The sequence below is a fragment of the Pseudomonas sp. CFBP2511 genome (assembly GCF_030209255.1).
Classification (GTDB): Bacteria; Pseudomonadota; Gammaproteobacteria; order Pseudomonadales; family Pseudomonadaceae; genus Aquipseudomonas; species Aquipseudomonas avellanae.
The window spans coordinates 97,242-120,661 of the sequence record NZ_JARVSI010000020.1; the positions used below are offsets into that span (position 1 = coordinate 97,242).

21 protein-coding genes are annotated in these 23,420 nt (G+C 58.7%); 15 read left to right on the forward strand and 6 right to left on the reverse strand.

All coding sequences use genetic code 11. The features are described from left to right. Positions 1 to 266: 266 nt before the first annotated feature. The 14 genes from aceA (at position 267) to nuoN (ending at position 17,019) form a co-directional block, all read left to right on the forward strand. On the forward strand, positions 267 to 1,592 hold the full coding sequence (gene aceA / locus QRN38_RS17050; protein ID WP_005619058.1) for an isocitrate lyase: 1,326 nt from the start codon (positions 267 to 269) through the stop codon (positions 1,590 to 1,592). Between the two features lie 474 nt (positions 1,593 to 2,066). Beyond that, complete coding sequence (locus QRN38_RS17055) at positions 2,067 to 2,480, forward strand: NADH-quinone oxidoreductase subunit A (RefSeq protein WP_002554011.1); 414 nt, start codon at positions 2,067 to 2,069, stop codon at positions 2,478 to 2,480. 10 nt (positions 2,481 to 2,490) lie between these two features. Beyond that, a complete protein-coding gene (locus QRN38_RS17060; RefSeq protein ID WP_002554012.1) occupies positions 2,491 to 3,165 on the forward strand; it encodes a NuoB/complex I 20 kDa subunit family protein in 675 nt (224 codons plus the stop codon). 74 nt (positions 3,166 to 3,239) lie between these two features. Then, positions 3,240 to 5,021, forward strand: coding sequence for an NADH-quinone oxidoreductase subunit C/D (gene nuoC, locus QRN38_RS17065; protein ID WP_057419078.1), 1,782 nt, complete (start codon positions 3,240 to 3,242; stop codon positions 5,019 to 5,021). A 2-nt stretch (positions 5,022 to 5,023) separates the two neighbouring features. Further along, complete coding sequence (gene nuoE, locus QRN38_RS17070) at positions 5,024 to 5,521, forward strand: NADH-quinone oxidoreductase subunit NuoE (RefSeq protein WP_003380120.1); 498 nt, start codon at positions 5,024 to 5,026, stop codon at positions 5,519 to 5,521. Next, positions 5,518 to 6,876: an NADH-quinone oxidoreductase subunit NuoF gene (nuoF, locus tag QRN38_RS17075; RefSeq protein ID WP_011104514.1), complete on the forward strand. Its 1,359-nt coding sequence runs from the start codon at positions 5,518 to 5,520 to the stop codon at positions 6,874 to 6,876. Before nuoE ends, nuoF begins: the two co-directional genes overlap by 4 nt. A 137-nt stretch (positions 6,877 to 7,013) precedes the next feature. Further along, positions 7,014 to 9,731: an NADH-quinone oxidoreductase subunit NuoG gene (gene nuoG / locus QRN38_RS17080; RefSeq protein ID WP_057419079.1), complete on the forward strand. Its 2,718-nt coding sequence runs from the start codon at positions 7,014 to 7,016 to the stop codon at positions 9,729 to 9,731. Continuing rightward, positions 9,728 to 10,735: an NADH-quinone oxidoreductase subunit NuoH gene (gene nuoH / locus QRN38_RS17085; protein ID WP_003411662.1), complete on the forward strand. Its 1,008-nt coding sequence runs from the start codon at positions 9,728 to 9,730 to the stop codon at positions 10,733 to 10,735. Before nuoG ends, nuoH begins: the two co-directional genes overlap by 4 nt. A gap of 11 nt (positions 10,736 to 10,746) precedes the next feature. Then, the gene (gene nuoI / locus QRN38_RS17090; protein ID WP_057419080.1) at positions 10,747 to 11,295 is read left to right on the forward strand and encodes an NADH-quinone oxidoreductase subunit NuoI; all 549 of its coding nucleotides are present in this window, start codon (positions 10,747 to 10,749) and stop codon (positions 11,293 to 11,295) included. 10 nt (positions 11,296 to 11,305) lie between these two features. Then, the gene (nuoJ, locus tag QRN38_RS17095) at positions 11,306 to 11,815 is read left to right on the forward strand and encodes an NADH-quinone oxidoreductase subunit J (RefSeq protein WP_003380113.1); all 510 of its coding nucleotides are present in this window, start codon (positions 11,306 to 11,308) and stop codon (positions 11,813 to 11,815) included. After that, positions 11,812 to 12,120 (forward strand): NADH-quinone oxidoreductase subunit NuoK, encoded by a 309-nt coding sequence (gene nuoK / locus QRN38_RS17100; protein ID WP_003380111.1) that lies wholly within the window; start codon positions 11,812 to 11,814, stop codon positions 12,118 to 12,120. Before nuoJ ends, nuoK begins: the two co-directional genes overlap by 4 nt. Then, the gene (nuoL, locus tag QRN38_RS17105; protein WP_005619065.1) at positions 12,117 to 13,970 is read left to right on the forward strand and encodes an NADH-quinone oxidoreductase subunit L; all 1,854 of its coding nucleotides are present in this window, start codon (positions 12,117 to 12,119) and stop codon (positions 13,968 to 13,970) included. Before nuoK ends, nuoL begins: the two co-directional genes overlap by 4 nt. A gap of 39 nt (positions 13,971 to 14,009) precedes the next feature. Continuing rightward, a complete protein-coding gene (nuoM, locus tag QRN38_RS17110) occupies positions 14,010 to 15,542 on the forward strand; it encodes an NADH-quinone oxidoreductase subunit M (RefSeq protein ID WP_057419081.1) in 1,533 nt (510 codons plus the stop codon). A gap of 7 nt (positions 15,543 to 15,549) precedes the next feature. After that, the gene (gene nuoN, locus QRN38_RS17115) at positions 15,550 to 17,019 is read left to right on the forward strand and encodes an NADH-quinone oxidoreductase subunit NuoN (RefSeq protein ID WP_003380105.1); all 1,470 of its coding nucleotides are present in this window, start codon (positions 15,550 to 15,552) and stop codon (positions 17,017 to 17,019) included. Between the two features lie 56 nt (positions 17,020 to 17,075). On the opposite strand, the gene QRN38_RS17120 is transcribed toward nuoN, so the two are convergent. The 6 genes from QRN38_RS17120 to QRN38_RS17145 form a co-directional block, all read right to left on the reverse strand. Next, positions 17,076 to 18,140, reverse strand: coding sequence for an AI-2E family transporter (locus QRN38_RS17120; RefSeq protein ID WP_003380104.1), 1,065 nt, complete (start codon positions 18,138 to 18,140; stop codon positions 17,076 to 17,078). A gap of 145 nt (positions 18,141 to 18,285) precedes the next feature. Then, on the reverse strand, positions 18,286 to 19,965 hold the full coding sequence (gene ctpM, locus QRN38_RS17125; RefSeq protein WP_057419082.1) for a methyl-accepting chemotaxis protein CtpM: 1,680 nt from the start codon (positions 19,963 to 19,965) through the stop codon (positions 18,286 to 18,288). Between the two features lie 126 nt (positions 19,966 to 20,091). Continuing rightward, complete coding sequence (locus QRN38_RS17130; protein WP_005767443.1) at positions 20,092 to 21,411, reverse strand: ATP-binding protein; 1,320 nt, start codon at positions 21,409 to 21,411, stop codon at positions 20,092 to 20,094. Then, positions 21,408 to 22,076: a response regulator transcription factor gene (locus QRN38_RS17135; RefSeq protein WP_007246025.1), complete on the reverse strand. Its 669-nt coding sequence runs from the start codon at positions 22,074 to 22,076 to the stop codon at positions 21,408 to 21,410. Before QRN38_RS17135 ends, QRN38_RS17130 begins: the two co-directional genes overlap by 4 nt. Then, the gene (locus tag QRN38_RS17140; protein ID WP_005767446.1) at positions 22,076 to 22,381 is read right to left on the reverse strand and encodes a PepSY domain-containing protein; all 306 of its coding nucleotides are present in this window, start codon (positions 22,379 to 22,381) and stop codon (positions 22,076 to 22,078) included. Before QRN38_RS17140 ends, QRN38_RS17135 begins: the two co-directional genes overlap by 1 nt. Next, a complete protein-coding gene (locus QRN38_RS17145) occupies positions 22,381 to 22,689 on the reverse strand; it encodes a PepSY domain-containing protein (RefSeq protein WP_010206756.1) in 309 nt (102 codons plus the stop codon). Before QRN38_RS17145 ends, QRN38_RS17140 begins: the two co-directional genes overlap by 1 nt. 215 nt (positions 22,690 to 22,904) lie before the next feature. Here QRN38_RS17145 and queD point away from each other — a divergent pair, with 215 nt between their 5' ends. Further along, the gene (gene queD, locus QRN38_RS17150; protein WP_005760695.1) at positions 22,905 to 23,261 is read left to right on the forward strand and encodes a 6-carboxytetrahydropterin synthase QueD; all 357 of its coding nucleotides are present in this window, start codon (positions 22,905 to 22,907) and stop codon (positions 23,259 to 23,261) included. Positions 23,262 to 23,420: the final 159 nt, after the last annotated feature.

Sequence of the window (23,420 nt, forward strand, 5' to 3'; positions counted from 1 at the left end):
CACGAAAGCCAGTACCTTCGGGACTTTTAGTGACTCACCAGTCTTGCCCTACAATTATGTAGTGAAAGTAAAAAAGCACTACAAAACGTTTGACGCCCCCTACCCCCCGATGCATGATTGCCTCGCTCCCGCTGATCGAAGGCTTCGCAAAAACCCTTCGATCGTCGCTCTCTGAGCAGCGAGCAGCCATCTACAGTGCCTTCGGTAAACGAGGCTTTTTGGCGGAGCAGGACTTCTGATCAAGACCTACTTCTTGGGGTATCCAAATGGCACTGACACGCGAACAACAAATAGCGGCTCTCGAAAAAGACTGGGCCGAAAATCCGCGCTGGAAAAACGTCACCCGTACCTACTCTGCAGCCGATGTAGTCCGCTTGCGTGGCTCGGTTCAACCCGAGCACACCTTCGCAAGACTGGGTGCGGACAAACTGTGGAATCTGGTGACCCAAGGTGCCAGGCCCTCTTTTCGACCGGACAAGGACTTCGTCAACTGCATGGGCGCTCTGACCGGCGGTCAGGCCGTGCAGCAGGTCAAGGCCGGCATTCAGGCGATTTACCTTTCCGGCTGGCAAGTGGCTGCCGACAACAACTCTGCCGAATCCATGTACCCGGATCAGTCGCTGTACCCGGTCGACTCGGTGCCGACGGTGGTCAAGCGCATCAACAACTCATTCCGACGTGCTGACCAGATTCAATGGAAAGCCGGTAAAACGCCGGGCGACGAAGGCTACATCGACTACTTCGCACCCATCGTGGCGGATGCCGAGGCAGGCTTTGGTGGCGTGCTGAATGCGTACGAGCTAATGAAAAACATGATCGAGGCCGGTGCAGCGGGTGTGCACTTCGAAGATCAGTTGGCCTCGGTTAAGAAATGCGGGCACATGGGTGGCAAGGTGCTAGTTCCGACTCAGGAGGCGATCCAGAAACTGGTGGCTGCGCGCCTGGCGGCCGACGTCGCCGGTGTGCCCACGATTATTCTGGCGCGCACCGACGCCAACGCCGCCGACCTGCTGACCTCGGACTGCGACCCTTACGACAAGGCGTTCGTGACCGGCGAGCGCACTCACGAGGGCTTCTACAAGGTCCGCGCGGGCCTGGATCAGGCGATTTCTCGCGGCCTGGCCTATGCACCTTATGCCGACCTGATCTGGTGTGAAACCGCCAAACCGGATCTGGACGAGGCGCGTCGCTTCGCTGAAGCGATCAAGAAGGAGTACCCGGATCAGTTGCTCTCCTACAACTGCTCGCCCTCTTTCAACTGGAAGAAAAACCTCGATGACGCGACCATCGCCAAGTTTCAGCGCGAGCTTTCGGCCATGGGTTACAAGCACCAGTTCATCACCCTGGCAGGCATCCACAACATGTGGCACAGCATGTTCAACCTGGCGCATGACTACGCCCGCAACGACATGACGGCGTACGTGAAGCTACAGGAACAGGAGTTCGCCGACGCGGCCAAAGGCTACACCTTTGTGGCCCACCAGCAGGAGGTGGGCACCGGCTATTTCGATGACATGACCACCGTGATCCAGGGCGGCGTGTCATCGGTCACCGCGCTGACTGGCTCCACAGAAGAAGAGCAATTCCACTGACACACCGCGCAATGCGTTGAAAAAACAGACCGTCCGTAAGGACGGTCTGTTTTTTGTGTCGGATATTGCCTGTATTGATTTCAGACAACCCGAAGTTCGCGTCCGGATGCTACAAATGACACATGATTAAACGGTCGTCACTTGTAACGCAGCCTGTAACTAGGACCCCACCCTCCCGTGACGAACTATTAAAGGCGCTCAAATGATATCAATTATCATTCAAATTACCTTTAGGCCCTTTTCGTGCTCCAGAAACATAATTAACGAAAACCCTGCTAATGCCCGCCCCACAGGCTCTGCAGAGGCTTGAAGGGCCCACCTGCGATTAATTCCTTGAATAAATTTGATGTAGAAAATTTACTTGCCAACTGTTTGCACATAAAATCAATTCGTTGACCGCACTGCGACATTTCGTCACTGCCTCGACTCTTTATCAAGCACAGAGACCTTTGCTCTCTAATAAGGACTGCCAGCATGCCCGAATCGACAGGTCTGATTGCCCATAATTGGGGCTTCGCCATTTTCCTTTTGGGTGTTGTCGGCCTCTGCGCCTTCATGCTCGGCCTGTCCAGCCTGCTCGGCAGCAAGGCCTGGGGCCGCAGCAAGAACGAACCTTTCGAATCCGGCATGCTGCCTACCGGCAGTGCGCGTCTGCGGCTCTCCGCAAAATTCTATCTGGTCGCGATGCTTTTCGTGATCTTTGACATCGAAGCCCTTTTTCTCTTTGCCTGGTCTGTGTCCGTCCGCGAAAGCGGCTGGACCGGATTCGTCGAAGCTCTCGTTTTCATAGCAATTCTGTTGGCAGGTCTTGTCTACCTATGGCGGGTTGGCGCTCTTGACTGGGCTCCTGAAGGTCGCCGTAATCGGCAAGCGAAGCTGAAACAATGAGGCTTTGGCGATGCAATATAATCTCACCAGGATCGACCCGGACGCTCCTAACGAGCAGTACCCCATCGGCAAGCGGGAAACCGTTTCCGATCCGTTAGAAGACCAAGTCCACAAAAACATCTACATGGGCAAGCTGGAAGACGTGCTGAACGGTGCGGTCAACTGGGGGCGTAAAAACTCTCTGTGGCCCTACAACTTCGGTCTGTCGTGCTGCTATGTGGAAATGACCACCGCCTTCACGGCGCCCCATGACATCGCACGCTTTGGTGCCGAAGTCATCCGGGCATCGCCACGGCAGGCGGACTTTATGGTTATTGCCGGTACCTGCTTCATCAAGATGGCGCCGATCATCCAGCGTCTCTACGAGCAAATGCTCGAACCCAAGTGGGTCATTTCCATGGGTTCGTGTGCCAACTCCGGTGGCATGTACGACATCTACTCAGTGGTCCAGGGGGTGGATAAATTCCTTCCCGTGGATGTCTACGTGCCCGGCTGCCCGCCCCGCCCCGAAGCTTTTCTGCAAGGCCTGATGCTGCTGCAGGAATCCATCGGCAAGGAGCGTCGCCCTCTTTCCTGGGTCGTCGGTGATCAAGGCGTATACCGCGCCGAGATGCCATCGCAAAAGGAACAGCGCCGCGAACAGCGTATTCAGGTGACCAACCTGCGCAGCCCCGACGAAGTCTGATACAGCCCGTTCTTCTTATAAAAAAGACAGGAACCGGGGTTGATTCTGTACGTTGACCGAAGTGATTGAGACCTATGACTGCAGACAACGCTCTGTACATCCCGCCTTACAAGGCTGACGACCAAGATGTCGTCGTTGAACTGAATAACCGTTTTGGCGCCGAGGCCTTCACTGCCCAGCCGACGCGCACCGGCATGCCTGTGCTGTGGGTCGAGCGCGCCCGACTGTTCGAAATCCTGACGTTCCTGCGTAACGTGCCAAAGCCTTACTCCATGCTCTACGACCTGCATGGCGTTGACGAGCGTTTGCGCACTAATCGCCGGGGCCTGCCGGGTGCCGACTTCACCGTTTTCTATCACCTGCTGTCGATCGAGCGAAACAGCGACGTGATGATCAAGGTGGCGCTGTCCGAAAGCGACCTGAGCGTGCCGACCATCACCAGCATCTGGCCGAATGCCAACTGGTACGAGCGCGAAGTCTGGGACATGTTCGGTATCGACTTCCCGGGCCACCCGCACCTGAGCCGCATCATGATGCCGCCTACCTGGGAAGGTCACCCGCTGCGCAAGGACTTCCCTGCCCGCGCAACCGAGTTCAACCCTTACAGCCTGACCCTCGCCAAACAGCAACTGGAAGAAGAAGCCGCGCGCTTCCGCCCGGAAGACTGGGGCATGAAGCGCTCCGGCCAGAACGAGGACTATATGTTCCTCAACCTGGGGCCGAACCACCCTTCTGCTCACGGTGCATTCCGCATCATCCTGCAACTGGACGGCGAAGAAATCGTCGACTGCGTTCCGGACATTGGTTACCACCACCGTGGTGCCGAGAAAATGGCCGAGCGTCAGTCCTGGCACAGCTTCATCCCGTACACCGACCGTATCGATTACCTCGGCGGCGTGATGAACAACCTGCCGTACGTGCTCTCGGTCGAAAAGCTGGCGGGCATCAAGGTGCCAGAGAAAGTCGACGTCATCCGCATCATGATGGCCGAGTTCTTCCGTATCACCAGCCACCTGCTGTTCCTGGGCACCTACATTCAGGACGTTGGCGCCATGACGCCGGTGTTCTTCACGTTCACCGACCGCCAGAAAGCCTACACCGTGATCGAGGCCATCACCGGCTTCCGCCTGCATCCGGCCTGGTATCGCATCGGCGGGGTTGCTCACGACCTGCCACGCGGCTGGGAAAAACTGGTCAAGGACTTCGTCGACTGGCTGCCAAAGCGCCTCGACGAATACACCAAGGCCGCCCTGCAGAACAGCATTCTCAAAGGCCGTACCGTCGGCGTCGCTGCCTACAACACCAAAGAGGCCCTGGAATGGGGCGTCACCGGTGCTGGCCTGCGTTCCACCGGCTGCGACTTCGACCTGCGCAAGGCCCGTCCTTACTCGGGCTACGAGAATTTCGAGTTCGAAGTCCCGCTGGCCGCGAACGGCGATGCCTATGACCGCTGCATGGTCCGCGTCGAGGAGATGCGCCAGAGCATCAAGATCATCGACCAGTGCATGCGCAACATGCCGGAAGGCCCGTACAAGGCGGATCACCCGCTGACGACCCCGCCGCCGAAAGAGCGCACGCTGCAACACATCGAAACCCTGATCACGCACTTCCTGCAGGTTTCGTGGGGTCCGGTCATGCCGGCTAACGAATCCTTCCAGATGATCGAAGCGACCAAGGGTATCAACAGCTATTACCTGACGAGCGACGGCGGCACCATGAGCTACCGTACCCGGATCCGCACCCCAAGTTTCCCGCACCTGCAGCAGATCCCTTCGGTGATCCAGGGCAGCATGGTCGCGGACTTGATCGCGTATCTGGGTAGTATCGATTTCGTTATGGCCGACGTGGACCGCTAAGCATGAATAGCCCGCTGATTCAGACTGACCGTTTCGTCTTGAGCGAAACCGAGCGCTCGGCCATCGAGCACGAGCTGCACCATTACGAAGACCCGCGTGCGGCGTCCATCGAAGCCCTGAAAATCGTTCAGAAAGAACGTGGCTGGGTACCCGACGGTGCCATCTACGCCATTGGCGATCTGCTGGGCATACCTGCCAGCGACGTCGAAGGCGTTGCCACCTTCTATAGTCAGATCTTCCGCCAACCTGTTGGGCGGCACATCATTCGCGTCTGCAACAGCATGGTGTGCTTCATCGGCGGCCACGAAAACGTGGTGGACGAGATCAAGACCTCACTGGGCATCGGCCTGGGGCAAACCACCGCCGATGGTCGTTTCACGCTGCTGCCGGTCTGCTGCCTGGGCAACTGCGACAAAGCCCCGGCCGTCATGGTCGATGACGACACTTTCGGCGATGTACAGCCTGCTACCGTTGCCAAAATGCTGGAGGGTTACCTATGACCATCACGTCCTTCGGCCCTGCCAACCGCATTGCGCGCACGGCAGAAACCCATCCGCTGACCTGGCGTTTGCGCGATGACGGCGAGCCGGTCTGGCTCGACGAGTACCAGACCAAAGACGGCTATGCGGCGGCGCGCAAGGCGCTGACCCAGCAGGCCCCTGACGATATCGTTCAGTCGGTCAAGGATTCCGGCCTTAAGGGTCGCGGCGGTGCGGGCTTCCCCACCGGCGTGAAGTGGGGCCTGATGCCCAAAGACGAATCCATGAACATCCGCTACCTGCTATGCAACGCGGACGAGATGGAGCCCAACACCTGGAAAGACCGCATGCTGATGGAGCAACTGCCCCATCTGCTGATTGAGGGCATGCTGATCAGTGCCCGCGCCCTGAAAGCCTATCGCGGCTATATCTTCCTGCGTGGCGAATACGTGACGGCAGCGAAGCACTTGAACCGTGCCGTGGCTGAAGCCAAGGCCGCCGGTTTGCTGGGCAAGAACATTCTTGGCACCGGCTTCGATTTCGAGCTGTTCGTGCACACCGGCGCGGGTCGTTACATCTGCGGTGAAGAAACCGCACTGATCAACTCGCTCGAAGGTCGCCGCGCCAACCCCCGCTCCAAGCCGCCCTTCCCTGCTGCGGTAGGCGTGTGGGGCAAGCCGACCTGTGTCAACAACGTCGAAACCCTGTGCAACGTGCCGGCCATCGTCAACAACGGCAACGACTGGTACAAGTCGCTGGCTCGCGAAGGCAGTGAAGATCACGGCACCAAGCTGATGGGCTTCTCCGGCAAGGTGAAAAACCCTGGCCTGTGGGAGCTGCCGTTTGGTGTTCAGGCCCGCGAACTGTTCGAAGACTACGCCGGCGGCATGCGCGACGGCTTCACGCTCAAGTGCTGGCAGCCCGGAGGTGCAGGGACTGGTTTCCTGCTGCCGGAGCATCTGGACGCGCAGATGTACGCAGGCGGTATCGCCAAGGTTGGCACCCGGATGGGCACCGGCCTGGCAATGGCCGTCGACGACTCGGTCAACATGGTATCGCTGCTGCGCAACATGGAAGAGTTCTTCGCTCAGGAGTCCTGTGGCTTCTGCACCCCATGTCGCGATGGCCTGCCATGGAGCGTGAAAATACTGCGTGCCATCGAGAACGGTCACGGCCAGCCGGGTGATATCGAAACCCTGCTCGGCCTGGTCAACTTCCTCGGCCCTGGCAAGACGTTCTGTGCTCATGCACCAGGTGCCGTTGAACCGTTGGGCAGTGCGATCAAGTATTTCCGTTCGGAGTTCGAAGCCGGTATTGCGCCCGCCAGCGCAGCCATGCTTGTTCCGGGTAAAAGTCCGACCGTGGTCGGCGCATAACAAGACACACCGGTCGGCGGCTGTTCGGGCCGCCGTCCTCGTACCTGCTGACGCCCTCGCGGGCTGAACGATACGGGTACTACCGAGATTCCATTAGCCACGCCCGCTGACAACGGGCCAACGAAGACCTTTGAACCATGGCTACTATCCACGTAGACGGCAAAGCGCTCGAAGTCGATGGCGCAGACAACCTGTTACAGGCATGTCTGTCGCTGGGCCTCGACATCCCTTATTTCTGCTGGCACCCCGCCCTTGGCAGCGTTGGCGCGTGTCGCCAATGCGCGGTCAAGCAGTACACCGACGAGAACGACACCCGTGGTCGTATCGTCATGTCCTGCATGACGCCAGCCACCGACAACACCTGGATCTCCATCGAAGATGATGAATCCAAGGCCTTCCGTGCCAGTGTCGTCGAATGGCTGATGACCAACCACCCCCACGACTGCCCGGTCTGTGAGGAAGGCGGTCAATGCCATCTGCAAGACATGACCGTGATGACCGGCCACAACGAGCGCCGTTATCGTTTCACCAAGCGTACCCACCAGAATCAGGAACTGGGGCCGTTCATCGCGCACGAGATGAACCGCTGCATCGCCTGCTATCGCTGCGTGCGCTTCTATAAAGACTACGCGGGCGGCACCGATCTGGGCGTTTACGGCGCGCACGACAACGTGTACTTCGGCCGCGTCGAGGACGGCACGCTGGAAAGCGAGTTTTCCGGCAACCTCACCGAGGTCTGTCCGACCGGTGTGTTTACCGACAAGACTCACTCCGAGCGCTACAACCGCAAATGGGACATGCAGTTTTCGCCGAGCATCTGCCACGGCTGCTCCAGCGGTTGCAACATCAGCCCGGGCGAACGTTACGGTGAACTGCGCCGCATCGAAAACCGCTACAACGGTTCGGTCAACCAGTACTTCCTGTGCGACCGTGGCCGTTTTGGCTATGGCTATGTCAACCGCACCGACCGTCCACGTCAGCCGTTGCTGGTCGACGGTCAGGTCAAACTGAGCCTGGATGAAGCCCTGGACAAGGCCGCAGACCTGTTGCGCGGTCGTAACATTGTCGGCATCGGCTCGCCTCGCGCCAGCCTGGAAAGCAACTACGCACTGCGTGAACTGGTCGGGGCCGAACACTTTTACAGTGGCATCGAGGCCGGTGAGCTGGAACGTGTGCGCCTGATCCTCAAGGTGCTCAACGACAGCCCGCTGCCGATTCCGACCCTGCGTGACATCGAAGATCACGACGCCATTTTCGTGCTCGGCGAAGACCTGACCCAGACCGCCGCGCGCATGGCGCTGGGCTTGCGCCAGGCCGTCAAGGGCAAGGCAGAAGACATGGCGGCGGCGATGAAAGTCCAGCCGTGGCTCGATGCTGCTGTGAAGAACATCGGTCAGCATGAACTGAACCCGCTGTTCATCGCCAGCCTGGCTGAAACCCGACTCGACGACATCGCAGAAGAATGCGTACACGCCGCGCCCGATGACCTCGCGCGCATCGGCTTCGCGGTTGCCCACGCACTGGATGCCAGCGCACCGGCCGTCGAAGGCCTGGACAGCGAGGCGCTGGAACTGGCGCAACGTATTGCCGATGCCCTGCTTGCTGCCAAACGTCCGCTGATCATTTCCGGCAGTTCGCTGGGGTCGACAGCGCTGATCGAAGCGGCGGCAAACATTGCCAAGGCCTTGAAGCTGCGTGACAAGCAAGGCTCTATCAGCCTGATCGTGCCGGAAGCCAACAGCATGGGTCTGGCGATGTTTGGTGGCGATTCCGTCGATGCCGCACTGCAGGCAGTGATTTCCGGCAAAGCCGACGCCATCGTGGTGCTGGAAAACGATCTGTATCGCCGTGTAGACGCCAAAATCGTCGACGCTGCGCTGAGCGCTGCGAAAGTCGTGATTGTCGCCGACCATCAGAAAACCCCAACCAGTGATCGTGCGCATCTGGTTCTACCGGCTGCCAGCTTCGCCGAAGGCGATGGCACGCTGGTCAGCCAGGAAGGCCGCGCCCAACGCTTCTTCCAGGTGTTCGATCCGACCTACCTCGATGCCAGCATTCTGGTTCACGAAGGCTGGCGCTGGCTGCATGCCCTGCGCGCGACTTTGCTGAACAAGCCTGTTGACTGGACGCAACTCGATCACGTCACCGAAGCCTGCGCCGGCAGCACTGCGCAACTGGCCGGTATCGTCAACGCTGCGCCGTCTGCCTCGTTCCGTATCAAGGGCCTGAAACTGGCTCGCGAACCGCTGCGTTATAGCGGCCGTACCGCGATGCGAGCCAACATCAGCGTGCATGAGCCGCGCACCTCGCAAGACATCGACACAGCTTTCTCGTTCTCCATGGAAGGCTACTCGGGCTCGGCCGAGCCTCGTCAACAGGTGCCATTCGCCTGGTCGCCGGGCTGGAACTCGCCGCAGGCCTGGAACAAGTTTCAGGACGAAGTCGGTGGTCATCTGCGTGCCGGCGACCCGGGTACTCGCCTGATCGAAAGCCAAGGCGATGGCCTCTCGTGGTTCTCCAGCGTGCCACGCGCCTTCTCTCCAGAGCGCGGTACCTGGCAGGTCGTGCCGTTCTTCCACCTGTTCGGCAGCGACGAAACCTCGTCCCTGGCCGCGCCGGTTCAGGAACGCATTCCGCAGGCCTATGTCGCAGTGGCCAAATCCGAAGCCGATCGTCTCGGCGTCAACGACGGAGCCCTGCTCTCCTTGAGCATCGGCGGCGAAACGCTGACCTTGCCGTTGCGCATCAGTGAAGAACTGGGCGCGGGCCTTGTAGCATTGCCGGCAGGACTGCCTGGCATTCCGCCAGCACTGTTCGGCAAATCCGTTGACGGTCTGCAGGAGGCAGCGCAATGACCTGGTTTACCCCTGATGTGATCGACGCAATCATTGCAGTGGTCAAGGCCATCGTGGTGTTGCTGGCCGTCGTGGTCTGCGGTGCGCTGTTGAGCTTTGTGGAACGTCGTCTGCTGGGCTGGTGGCAGGACCGTTATGGTCCGAACCGCGTCGGTCCGTTCGGCATGTTCCAGATCGCAGCCGACATGCTGAAGATGTTCTTCAAGGAAGACTGGACCCCACCGTTCGCCGACAAGGTGATCTTCACCCTGGCGCCGGTGGTTGCCATGAGCGCCTTGTTGATCGCCTTTGCGGTCATCCCGATCACCCCGACCTGGGGCGTGGCGGACCTGAACATCGGCCTGCTGTTCTTCTTCGCCATGGCCGGTCTGTCGGTGTATGCCGTACTGTTCGCGGGCTGGTCGAGCAACAACAAGTTTGCCCTGCTGGGCAGCTTGCGCGCCTCGGCGCAAACCGTATCCTACGAAGTGTTCATGGGCCTGGCGCTGATGGGCATTGTGGTTCAGGTCGGCTCGTTCAACATGCGCGACATCGTTGAGTATCAGGCGCAGAACCTGTGGTTCATCATTCCGCAGTTCTTCGGCTTCTGTACCTTCTTCATCGCAGGCGTCGCGGTGACTCACCGTCACCCGTTCGACCAACCGGAAGCCGAGCAGGAACTGGCTGATGGCTACCACATTGAATATGCCGGCATGAAATGGGGCATGTTCTTCGTGGGCGAGTACATCGGGATCATCCTGATCTCGGCGCTGCTGGTCACGCTGTTCTTCGGTGGCTGGCATGGTCCGTTCGATATTCTGCCATCGCTTGCGTTCTTCTGGTTCGCCTTGAAAACCGCGTTCTTCATCATGCTGTTCATTTTGCTGCGCGCTTCCATTCCGCGCCCGCGCTATGACCAGGTCATGGATTTCAGCTGGAAGTTCTGTCTGCCGCTGACCCTGATCAATTTGCTGGTGACTGCTGCGATTGTGTTGTTGAACACACCGGCAGGCTCGGTTCAGTGAGGATTTGACCCATGTTCAAATATATTGGCGACATCGTTAAGGGTACTGGTACCCAGTTGCGCAGCATGGTGATGGTGTTCGGTCACGGCTTCCGCAGACGCGACACCCTGCAATACCCCGAAGAACAGGTCTACCTGCCACCGCGTTACCGTGGCCGTATCGTTCTGACTCGCGACCCTGACGGAGAAGAACGCTGCGTGGCCTGCAACCTGTGCGCCGTGGCCTGCCCGGTGGGTTGTATTTCACTGCAAAAGGCCGAGACAGAGGACGGGCGCTGGTATCCGGACTTTTTCCGTATCAACTTCTCGCGCTGCATTTTCTGTGGCCTGTGCGAAGAAGCCTGCCCGACTACCGCAATCCAGCTTACGCCGGACTTCGAGATGGCCGACTTCAAGCGTCAGGATCTGGTCTACGAGAAGGAAGATCTGCTGATCTCCGGTCCCGGTAAGAACCCTGACTACAACTTCTATCGCGTGGCCGGTATGGCCATCGGCGGCAAGCCCAAGGGCGCCGCACAGAATGAAGCCGAGCCGATCAACGTCAAGAGCTTGCTGCCTTAAGGAAGTAAAGATGGAATTCGCTTTCTACTTCGCATCCGGAATCGCTGTTGTGTCCACCCTGCGGGTGATCACCAACACCAATCCGGTGCATGCCCTGCTCTACCTGATCATTTCGCTGATCGCTGTAGCCATGACCTTTTTCAGCCTCGGCGCGCCATTTGCCGGGGTACTGGAAGTCATCGCCTACGCGGGCGCGATCATGGTCCTGTTCGTCTTCGTGGTCATGATGCTGAACCTGGGCCCGGCCTCGGTTCAGCAGGAGCGCGCCTGGCTCAAACCCGGCATATGGATTGGCCCGGTGATTCTCGGCACGCTGTTGCTGGCCGAGCTGCTGTACGTCCTGTTCGCCAATCCGACCGGCGCTGCCATCGGTCACACCACGGTCGACGCCAAGGCGGTCGGCATCAGCCTGTTCGGGCCTTATCTGCTGGTGGTGGAACTCGCCTCGATGCTGCTGCTCGCTGCAGCCATCACGGCATTCCATCTGGGCCGCAACGAGGCCAAGGAGCCAAGCCAATGAATGCTATCCCTCTTGAACACGGTCTGGCGGTTGCCGGGGTCCTGTTCTGCCTGGGTCTGGTCGGCCTGATGGTGCGCCGCAACATTCTCTTTGTGTTGATGAGCCTGGAAATCATGATGAACGCCGCTGCTCTGGCGTTTGTAGTTGCCGGCAGTCGCTGGGCGCAACCGGATGGGCAGGTCATGTTCATCCTGGTGATCAGCCTTGCGGCAGCCGAGGCCAGTATCGGCCTGGCGATCTTGATGCAACTGTATCGCCGCTTCCACACTCTCGATATCGATGCTGCCAGCGAGATGCGCGGATGAATCTTCTCTTTCTGACTTTCGTATTCCCCCTCATCGGCTTTCTGTTGCTGTCGTTCTCTCGCGGACGCATCTCGGAAAACCTCGCGGCGCTGATTGGCGTCGGCTCTATCGGCCTGTCAGCCATCGTCACGGCCTGGGTCATCTGGCAATTCAATGTAGCGCCGCCAGAAGGTGGTCACTACACCCAAGTGCTGTGGCGCTGGATGGACGTTGATGGCTTCCAGCCCAACTTTGCGCTGTATCTGGACGGTTTGTCCGTCACGATGCTGGGCGTGGTGGTTGGCGTGGGCTTTCTGATCCACCTGTTTGCGTCCTGGTACATGCGCGGCGAGGCCGGTTACTCGCGCTTCTTCGCTTACACCAACCTGTTCATTGCCAGCATGCTGTTCCTTATTCTGGGCGACAACCTGCTGTTCCTGTACTTCGGTTGGGAAGGCGTGGGCCTGTGCAGCTACCTGTTGATCGGTTTCTATTACAGCAACCGCAACAACGGTAACGCAGCACTCAAGGCGTTTATCGTAACGCGAATCGGCGACGTGTTCATGGCCATAGGCCTGTTCATCCTGTTCCAGCAGTTGGGCACACTCAACGTGCAGGAACTGCTGGTCAAGGCACCAGAACACTTCAAGGTCGGCGATTTCTGGATCGTGCTGGCAACGCTGATGCTGCTTGGTGGTGCTGTTGGCAAGTCTGCACAGTTGCCGCTGCAAACCTGGCTGGCAGACGCAATGGCCGGTCCGACCCCGGTTTCGGCACTGATCCACGCAGCAACCATGGTTACCGCGGGCGTCTATCTGATCGCGCGGACTCATGGCCTGTTCGCGCTGGCACCGGACATTCTGCACCTGGTCGGCATCGTGGGCGGCGTCACGCTGGTGCTGGCAGGTTTCGCAGCGCTGGTACAGACCGATATCAAGCGTATCCTCGCCTACTCGACCATGAGCCAGATAGGTTACATGTTCCTGGCGTTGGGCGTCGGTGCCTGGGAAGGCGCGATCTTCCACCTGATGACTCACGCTTTCTTCAAGGCTCTGTTGTTCCTTGCGTCCGGTGCGGTCATCGTTGCCTGCCACCACGAGCAGAACATCTTCAAGATGGGCGGCCTGTGGAAGAAACTGCCTCTGGCCTACGCCAGCTTCATCGTCGGTGGTGCTGCCCTGTCCGCACTGCCGTTGCTGACTGCAGGTTTCTATTCCAAGGACGAGATCCTCTGGGAAGCGTTTGCCAGCGGTAACAACGGCTTGCTGTATGCCGGTCTGGCGGGTGCATTCATGACCTCGCTGTACACCTTCCGCCTGATCTTCATCGCGTTCCACGGTGAAGCCAAAACCGAAGCGCACGCCGGTCACGGTATTGCCCACTGGTTGCCGCTGTCGGTGCTGATCGTGCTGTCGACGTTCATCGGTGCGCTGATCACCCCGCCACTGGCCGGTGTTCTGCCACAAAGCGTGGGCCACGCCGGTGGCGAAGCCAAGCACAGCCTGGAAATAGCCTCGGGTGCCATCGCCCTGGCCGGTATCCTGCTGGCCGCGTTGCTGTTTCTCGGCAAGCGTCGTCTGGCAACGGCTATCGCCAACAGCGGTCCGGGCCGTTTCCTCTCGGCCTGGTGGTTCGCGGCCTGGGGCTTCGACTGGATCTACGACAAGCTTTTCGTCAAACCCTATCTGGCGATCAGTCATGTGCTGCGTAGCGATCCGTTCGACCGCACCATCGGCTTGATCCCACGTCTGGTCAAAGGCGGTCATGACACCATGAGCCGTACCGAGACCGGCCAGCTGCGTTGGTATGCTGCCTCGATCGCCGTGGGTGCCGTTCTGGTACTCGGTGCCGTCGTTCTGGTTGCGGTCTGACATGAACCTTGCGAATTTGCGAAAGGAATTGAGCCCGTCATGATTCTGCCTTGGCTAATCCTGATCCCCTTTATCGGCGGCCTGCTGTGCTGGCTGGGTGAGCGCTTCGGCTCTACCCTGCCACGCTGGATCGCGCTGCTGACAATGACCCTTGAACTGGCCCTCGGCCTGTGGCTGTGGGCTACCGGTAATTTCGGTTACGCGCCGGTGCCTGGTGCCGATCCGACCTGGGCGCTGGAATTTCACCACCCATGGATCACCCGCTTCGGTATCGACGTGCATCTGGCACTCGATGGCCTGTCGCTGTTGATGGTCCTGCTGACCGGCCTGCTCGGCGTGTTGTCGGTGCTGTGTTCGTGGAAGGAAATCCAGCGCAAGGTGGGTTTCTTCCACCTTAACCTGATGTGGATTCTGGGTGGCGTCGTTGGCGTGTTCCTGGCCATCGACCTGTTCATGTTCTTCTTCTTCTGGGAAATGATGCTGGTGCCGATGTATTTCCTCATCGCGCTCTGGGGTCATAGCTCCTCGGACGGCAAAAAGACACGTATCTACGCGGCGACCAAGTTCTTCATCTTCACTCAGGCCAGCGGCCTGATCATGCTGGTGGCGATTCTGGGTCTGGTACTGGTGCACTTTAATCAGACCGGCGTGATCACCTTTGCCTACGCCGACCTGCTGAAGACCAAACTGGCGCCTGGTACTGAATACATCCTGATGCTGGGCTTCTTCATTGCCTTCGCGGTCAAACTGCCGGTCGTACCGCTGCACTCCTGGCTGCCGGATGCGCATGCTCAGGCACCTACTGCCGGCTCCGTTGACCTTGCGGGTATTCTGCTGAAGACCGCTGCCTACGGCCTGCTGCGTTTCGCGTTGCCGTTGTTCCCGAACGCGTCGGCCGAGTTTGCGCCAATTGCGATGGCATTGGGTCTGGTCGGTATCTTCTATGGTGCATTCCTGGCTTTCGCGCAGACCGATATAAAGCGTCTGATTGCGTTCTCCAGCGTGTCGCACATGGGCTTTGTACTGATCGGTATCTACTCCGGCAGCCAGCAAGCGCTGCAAGGCGTGCTGATCCAGATGATTGCTCACGGTCTGTCGGCCGCCGCACTGTTCATCCTCAGCGGCCAGCTCTACGAGCGCCTGCATACCCGTGACATGCGCGAAATGGGCGGCCTGTGGTCACGCATTGCCTACATCCCGGCCATCAGCCTGTTCTTTGCAGCCGCCTCTCTGGGTCTGCCGGGCACCGGCAACTTCGTCGGCGAGTTCCTGATTCTGCTGGGCAGCTTCGCCAGCGCGCCCTGGATCACGGCGATTGCCACCTCCGGTCTGGTGTTCGGTTCTGTCTACTCGCTGATCATGATCCACCGCGCCTACTTCGGCCCGGCAAAGTCCGACGAAGTTCTGAAAGGCATGGACGGACGGGAAATGATCATGGTGCTGGGCCTTGCCGTGTTGCTGGTCGTGTTGGGGGTTTTCCCGCAGCCGTTCCTCGACACTTCGGCAGCGACCATGCACGGCGTGCAGCAATGGCTAGGCACTGCCTTCACTCAACTCGCTTCGGCCCGGTAAGAGCGCTATGGACCTGACGATTCAACACTTTATTGCGCTTGCGCCACTGCTGATTACCAGCCTCACCGTTGTTGTGGTGATGCTGGCGATTGCATGGCGCCGCAATCACTCGCAAACGTTCCTGCTTTCAGTAGCAGGCCTCAACCTGGCTCTTCTGTCGATTTACCCGGCCCTCAAAGTTGCACCGCTGGTGGTGACACCGCTGCTGCACATCGACAACTTTGCCTGCCTGTACATGGCGATCATTCTGGCCTCGACGCTGGCCTGCGTGACCATGGCGCACGCCTACCTGGGTGATGGCAAGGTTGGCTATCCGGGCAACCGCGAAGAGCTTTATCTGCTGATCCTGCTGGCCGCCGCCGGCGGTCTGGTGCTGGTCAGCGCTCAGCATCTGGCTGGCCTGTTCATTGGCCTGGAGTTGCTGTCGGTGCCGGTCTACGGGCTGGTGGCTTATGCTTTCTTCAACAAGCGCTCTCTGGAAGGCGGCATCAAATACATGGTGCTGTCGGCCGCTGGCTCGGCATTTCTGCTGTTCGGCATGGCGTTGTTGTACGCAGAAGCAGGTTCTCTGAGCTTTGAGGGCATCGGCAAGGCCATCGCTGCTACCGGCATGCCAAGCCCGATCGCCACGGTCGGTCTGGGCATGATGGTTGTCGGCCTCGCCTTCAAATTGTCGCTGGTGCCGTTCCACCTGTGGACGCCAGACGTCTACGAAGGCGCCCCTGCTCCGGTCGCAGCGTTCCTGGCCACTGCGAGCAAGGTGGCCGTGTTTGCTGTACTGGTGCGTCTGTTCCAGATTTCTCCGGCGGCCAGCAGTGGTGTATTGCACGACGTGCTGGCGGTGATTGCCGTGGCATCGATTCTGGTCGGCAACCTGCTGGCGCTGACCCAGACCAACCTCAAGCGTCTGCTGGGTTATTCGTCCATTGCACACTTCGGTTACCTGATGATTGCGCTGGTGGCCAGCAAAGGCATGGCAGTCGAGGCGATTGGCGTCTATCTGGCGACCTACGTGCTGACCTCGCTGGGCAGCTTCGGCGTGATTACCATGATGTCTTCGCCTTACAGCGGACGTGATGCCGATGCGATGTTCGAATACCGCGGGCTGTTCTGGCGTCGTCCGTACCTGACCGCAGTCATGACCCTGATGATGCTGTCGCTGGCCGGTATTCCGCTCACTGCAGGCTTCATCGGCAAGTTCTACATCATTGCCACCGGCGTTGAATCACAACTGTGGTGGCTGATCGGAGCCCTGGTGATCGGCAGCGCCATTGGCGTCTTCTACTACCTGCGCGTCATGGTCACCATGTACCTGGTCGACAACAAGTTGCCGCGTCACGACGCAGCGATCAACTGGGCACAGCGCACTGGCGGCGTCATGCTGCTGGCGGTCGCGATCCTCACCTTCGTACTGGGTGTGTATCCACAACCGCTGCTCGATCTGGTGGTCAATGCCGGTCTGCACGCAGCAGGCTGATCATCCAGAAACAAAAAACCCTGCCATTGAGCAGGGTTTTTTTTGCCTCTGGAAAACTAGCCCGGCAGCTTCACCGGTTTCTTGGCGCCGCTGAACAATCCCCAACTGGAAATGAACAGTGCAGCGATCAGAGGGCCGATCACAAAGCCGTTCAGGCCAAAGACCGACATGCCGCCCAAGGTGGAAATGAGGATCAGATAGTCCGGCATCTTGGTGTCCTTGCCGACCAGAATCGGACGCAGCACGTTATCCACCAGGCCGATCACGAACACCCCGAACAATCCCAGTACCACGCCCTGCCAGATCATGCCGCTGAGCAGGAAGTAAAGAGCCACCGGCGCCCAGACAATCCCTGCACCGACTGCCGGCAACAGGGACAGGAAAGCCATGATCACCGCCCAGAGCAAGGCACTTGGAATATCCAGCGCCCAGAAGATGAAGCCGCCCAGCGCACCTTGCGTCACGGCAACCACTACGTTGCCTTTGACGGTGGCCCGCACCACTCGGGTGAACTTGAGCTGAAGACGACGCTTCTGCTGCTCGCCCAACGGGAAAGCAGTACGGATCTTGCGCACCAGCTCCTGCCCATCGCGCAGGAAGAAGTACAGCAGGTACAGCATGATGAACACGCTCACCACGAAATCGAACGTACCCTGCCCGAAGCTGAACGCTTGAGTTGCCAGGTACTGGCTGCCCTGCATGGCCCCTTTGGTGATCTTGTCGCGCAGACCTTCAAGGTCACCCATGCCCAAGCGGTCAAGCAACGCCTGAATGGAGTGTGGCAACAGGTTCTTGAACTCGGCCAGATAACCAGCGATGTCCAGTTGCCCGGTTTCGACGTTCTTGTACAGCGTGGTGCCTTCCTGGACCAGTAACGCACTGATGACGATCACCGGCAGAATCGCGATGACCAGACAGATCGTCAGGGTGCACAGCGAGGTGAGATTGCGTGGCCAGTTGAACTTGATCTGCAACCTGCGCTGCACCGGCGCAAAGATGATTCCAAGGATGACTGCCCAGAACACTGCGCCGTAAAACGGCAACAGAATCCATATGAAGGCGATGCTCACCAGCACTAAAAGCAGAATGAGGGTTTTGTATTGCAACGTGGTTTCGTTCATGTCCTGTCCATGTCAGTAGACCGCGCATCGCGCCCGGTCTAGAGCTTAGTCAGCACATCAACGTGCGAGTGCCATCCGATGAAGGCAATGTGACGGCATCTGCAAAAAAGGGGCAGAAATGCTTTGCGCCCCAGTCAAAACCGCGTCAAACGCGGAACTGTCCGACCAGCCGGTCAAGGCGCGAGCCCAGTTCGGCAAGACTGCGCGAGGTCTGCGCGCTCTGCCGGGTTTCATCGGCCACACTTTCGACTGCGCCGGCGATCTGATGAACGCTGCGATTGATTTCTTCGGCTACCGCAGTCTGCTCTTCGGCTGCGCTGGCAATCTGGGCGTTCATGGCATTGATCGTCGCGATCAACTCGCCAATGGTCCCCAGCGAAGTGCCCGCCTCGTTGGCTTGCGCGGAGGTGCCGTCACCCGCTTCGCTGGAACGGCGCATTGCGCTGACCGCTTCCTGAGTGCCCTGTTGCAAGCGATCGATCATGCCCTGGATTTCCTGGGTGCTCTGCTGGGTCCGGCTGGCCAGCGCCCTCACCTCATCGGCAACCACGGCAAACCCGCGACCGGCTTCGCCCGCCCTGGCGGCCTCAATGGCCGCGTTGAGTGCAAGCAGATTGGTCTGTTCGGCAATCGAGCGAATGACGCCCAGTACGCTGACGATAGAAGAAACGTCTTTTTGCAGCACATCAAGTGACGAGCCGCTTTTGCGAATATCGTCCACCAGCGCATGGATCTGCTTGATGCTGCCATCGACCACGCGCTTGGCGGCACGTCCCTGCTCATCGGTCTGTTGAGCGGCTACCGAAGCGCCTTGAGCGCTCTTGGCAACTTCCTGGGCAGCAGCCGACATCTCGTTGATCGCGGTCGCCACCTGATCGGTTTCGTGGCGCTGGCGGTCCATGGCGGTTTCCGAGCGTTGCGCCTGCGCCGAGACCTCACCCACCAGACCGTTTAGTTGCCCGGTCATCTCGGTTATCTGGCGCACCATGCCATGAATCTTGTCGACGAAGCGGTTGAACGAACCGGCCAGATCGCCCAACTCGTCGTTACTGCTAATGGCCAGACGTCGGGTGAGGTCACCCTCACCTGCGGCGATGTCATCCAGATTGTTTTTCATCAAACCGAGCGGCCGTAGCAAAGTACCGGTCAGCAACATCCCTATGATGCCAATGACGACCAGCACCAGCGCGGTGATCCCCAGAATGCTGTAGAGCATCTCTTGCAGGCGTGCTTCAACGTTCTGCCTGACTGCGGCAACCTGAGCATCAATGCCGTCGAGATTGACGGCAGAACCGATGACCAGGTCCCATTTAGGCAGGTAATCGGTGTAACCGATCTTGGGCACAGGTTCGGTCTTGCCCGGCAAAGCCGAGGAATACATCACGTAGTGAGTGCCGGCCTTACCGACTGCGACCAACTCACGGTTGATATAAACCCCGTTCGCATCCCGAGCATCGACGAAGCTTTTACCCAGGCCATCAGGACTGGTGCTTCGAAAGATGCGCACGACCTGTGAGTCGTAGCCGAAGAGGTAACCGTCCTTGCCGTAACTGACAGCAGAGAGCAGCTTGATGGCGTTGGCACGCGCCGCTTCATCGCCGGGCGCTGCTGCATCGTAGAGTGGCTTGATAGCGGTCATGGCAATTGCGACGTAGTTCTGCAGAGTTGCCTTGGCCTCGGACAGCAGCCGCTCTCGTGTATCGCTGACCTCACGCTCGGTCTGCTTGTGCAACATGAATACCGTCGTGGCGCTGATCACCAGCGCAAACACCAGAACCGGCAGGACTGCCAGTGACAAAACCTTGGCTTTCAGACTCAGACGCATAGGATTGGCCTTGTGGTTATTTTTATAAGTCAGCGGTGCCTGTCAGGCTATCGGCACCGTCAGCCTGACATTAAGACCTTTCCTGCTTTTTTGTATGAAAGCTCCGATAATTACAGAAAGAATACCTTAAGGAGCGGTACGTTCCGGCAGGTCAATACGCACACGAAGCCCACTGACGGGACTTTCCAGCAATTGCAGTTGACCACCCCAGGCCTCAACGATGTCGCGCACGATCCCCAGACCGAGTCCGTGGCCAGTGATCTGCTCGTCAAGACGAGCGCCACGGCTGAAGACCTCTGCTCGTTGTGATTCAGGAATACCGGGGCCGTCGTCGTCAATCAACAGGCAGAACCCCTGCTCCTGGCGCAGGATATTCAAACGCACCTCGCTATCGGCCCACTTGCAAGCGTTGTCCAGCAGGTTGCCCAGCAGCTCAAGAATGTCTTCACGGTCCCAGGGCAAGTACATACCGGGCTCGACATCATTGATCAACTGGAGATGGGCACCGTGAATCATGCCCAGCGTCGAGAAGAGCCCTGGCAGTTCGGTATCACAGTCAAAACGGGCACCGGGTAACGCATCGCCGGAAAGACGAGCACGATTGAGCTCTCTCTCCAGACGCAGACGAATGTTTTCCAGCTGGTCCTGCAAGGTTTTGCGCAACGCGGGGTTGGCGTCCAGTTGCCCGCTGAGAGCGAGACTGAGCAAGACAGCAAGTGGCGTCTTCAGGGCGTGCCCGAGATTACCCAGTGCATTACGTGACCGCTTGAGGCTGTCTTCGGTGTGCGCAAGCAAGTGGTTGATCTGGGCAACCAGCGGCTCAAGCTCGAGCGGTACCTGATTATCCAGTTGCGAACGCTGGCCCTGCTGGAGCTGGAAAATCTGCTCGCGAACGGTTTCCAGAGGCCGAAGCGCCCTGCGCACCGTGATGCGCTGCAGGACCAGCACCAGAATCAACGCGGCAAGCCCGAGCCCCAGGCCAATCTGTTGCATAAGGCGAAAGCTTGCCCGGACCGGCGTGTAATCCTGCGCGACGGTGATTGAAATCTGCTTGCCGAACTTGCGGTACTCGCTGGTCAGCATCAACAGCGACTGCCCGGTCTTGCCGAGCTCAAGGTTGGCATGCAACCCCACACCGGGCTGAGGCAGCTCAAAATCCCACAGCGAACGGGAGCGCCAGTGGCCCTGTGGCAAGTCCATCCGAAAATAGTGGCCGGACAGCGGGCGCTGATAAGCACCCGACAAGCGATGGTCATCCAGCTGCAGCCCGGCAGGGCCCCGCACCAGGGCGACCAGCAGGTTTTCGCTTTCATTGCGCAAACCTGACTCAAGGTAGCGCTGCAAACCCATCTCGAATAGCCACAGACTGGTCTGCGCCATGACCAGACCGACAACCACCATGACCGCGATCAGGCCCAGGCTCAACCGCCTTTGTATGGACTTCAACCCCCGGCTCCACCGTAAAGATAACCTTGGCCACGGCGCGTCTCGATCACCGCACGCCCCAGCTTGCGCCGCAGGTGATTGACGTGAACCTCGATGACGTTGGAGTCACGCTCGTTTTCACCGTCGTACAAATGCTCGGACAGATGGCTTTTGGAGAGGATCTGCCCAGGGTGGAGCATGAAGTAGCGCAGCAGACGAAACTCGGCAGACGTGAGCTGGATGTCGGTACCATCGCGACTGACGCACTGGCGCCCTTCGTCCAGATTGAGTCCGGCAGACTCCAGCGTAGGCTGGTTGGCCATGCCATGCGAACGGCGCAGCAGCGCCTGAATGCGCAATTGCAGCTCTTCAGGGTGGAAAGGTTTGGTCAGGTAGTCATCGGCACCGGCTTTCAGTCCTTCGATACGCTCCGCCCAAGAGCCCCTCGCCGTCAAAATCAGCACCGGTGTCGCCAGACCCTTACCGCGCCACTGCTGCAGAACTTCGAGCCCCGGCATGCCTGGCAGGCCCAGGTCGAGCACAATAAGGTCGTAGGGTTCGCTTGCGCCCTGATAGACAGCATCACGCCCATCAGCCAGCCAGTCGACCGCATAGCCTTGTCGTCCCAGCGCAGCCAGCAGTTCATCCGCCAGGGGAACATGGTCTTCAACCAGTAACAGGCGCATCAATCATCCTCGTCTTTCAGCAGTTTGCTGCTGCTCGCATCGAATTTAAGCTCGCGGACCACGCCTTGCGGGGTCAACAATTCAAACTCGTAAACGTACATGTTGTTTTTCTCTTCAAGCTCGGCTTCCAGCAAGCGGGCACCCGGATGAAGCCTCAACGCGCGCTCGATGAACTGCTCGAGCGGAAGAATGACCCCGCGCTGCCGCAAACTGAGCGCTTCATCCTGATTCAAGTCTCTGGCGTACGCAAAAGAGCAGCCCAGACTCAGACCAAGGATGGCACAGAGACGCTTGTCGACCTTCATTAGTTATCCTGATGATTCCTGTAGACCTGGCCTGTGGCGGCGTCTAATTCGAGAACCCACTCAATATCCTGCGCATCACGCAGCTCGACATTGTAAACGTACCTGCCGTATATGTTCTTGAGTTGTGTACCGATGATGCTCGCGCCGGGGTGCTTGCTCAGTGCTTTGGCGTCAAGCCTTTCACTAGTCTGCAGCGTGCCTGCATCACTGAGACGCAACACCTCCTGCGGATCGATGCCACGCGCCTGGGTCACACAGGTAGCCGTGACCATGGTCAGGGCCGCAAGCAGGGTTGTCAGCGTTTTCATTGTTAGGAGGGTCCATAGCGGTCGATGCTTCTATGGTGTTTACCTTAACGGGTGCAACTTAACTCAAGCTGAATCGGTCTGGCCGAGTGCCATCAAAAACATGCCAAAAAGGTCATTAGGTCCAGGCCCTGCATGGCGTTTCAGGTCTTTGCTGTTAGACTCGACGCCTGCATTTATCGCGTCAGCGATCGCCATTTTTTCGGGGCCAATACACAGTGGAAATCTTCAAAGAATTTACATTCGAGTCAGCACATCTTCTCCCCCACGTTCCGGCGGGGCATAAGTGTGGACGTCTGCACGGGCATTCGTTTCGTGTCGGCATTCATCTGGCTGGCAAGGTCGATCCTCATACAGGCTGGATCCGGGACTTCTCGGAAATCAAAGCTATTTTCAAACCGCTGTACGAGCGTCTTGATCATAACTACCTGAATGACATCCCAGGTCTTGAGAATCCAACCAGCGAAAACCTGGCGAAATGGATCTGGAATGAGTTGAAGCCATTGCTGCCTGAGCTATCGGCTATCCGGATTCACGAAACCTGCACCAGTGGATGTGAATACCGCGGGGACTGACGATCTCGGTAAATAAAAAACCACCTCGAAGGTGGTTTTTTTATGCGTGCATTCTGGAGGACCTGCGGTCTTCCAATGTCGCGAAGCGGATTCTTAAACACCATAAAAACAAAAACCCTCAACGCGTAAGCGATGAGGGTTTTTGGAATTTAATCTTGA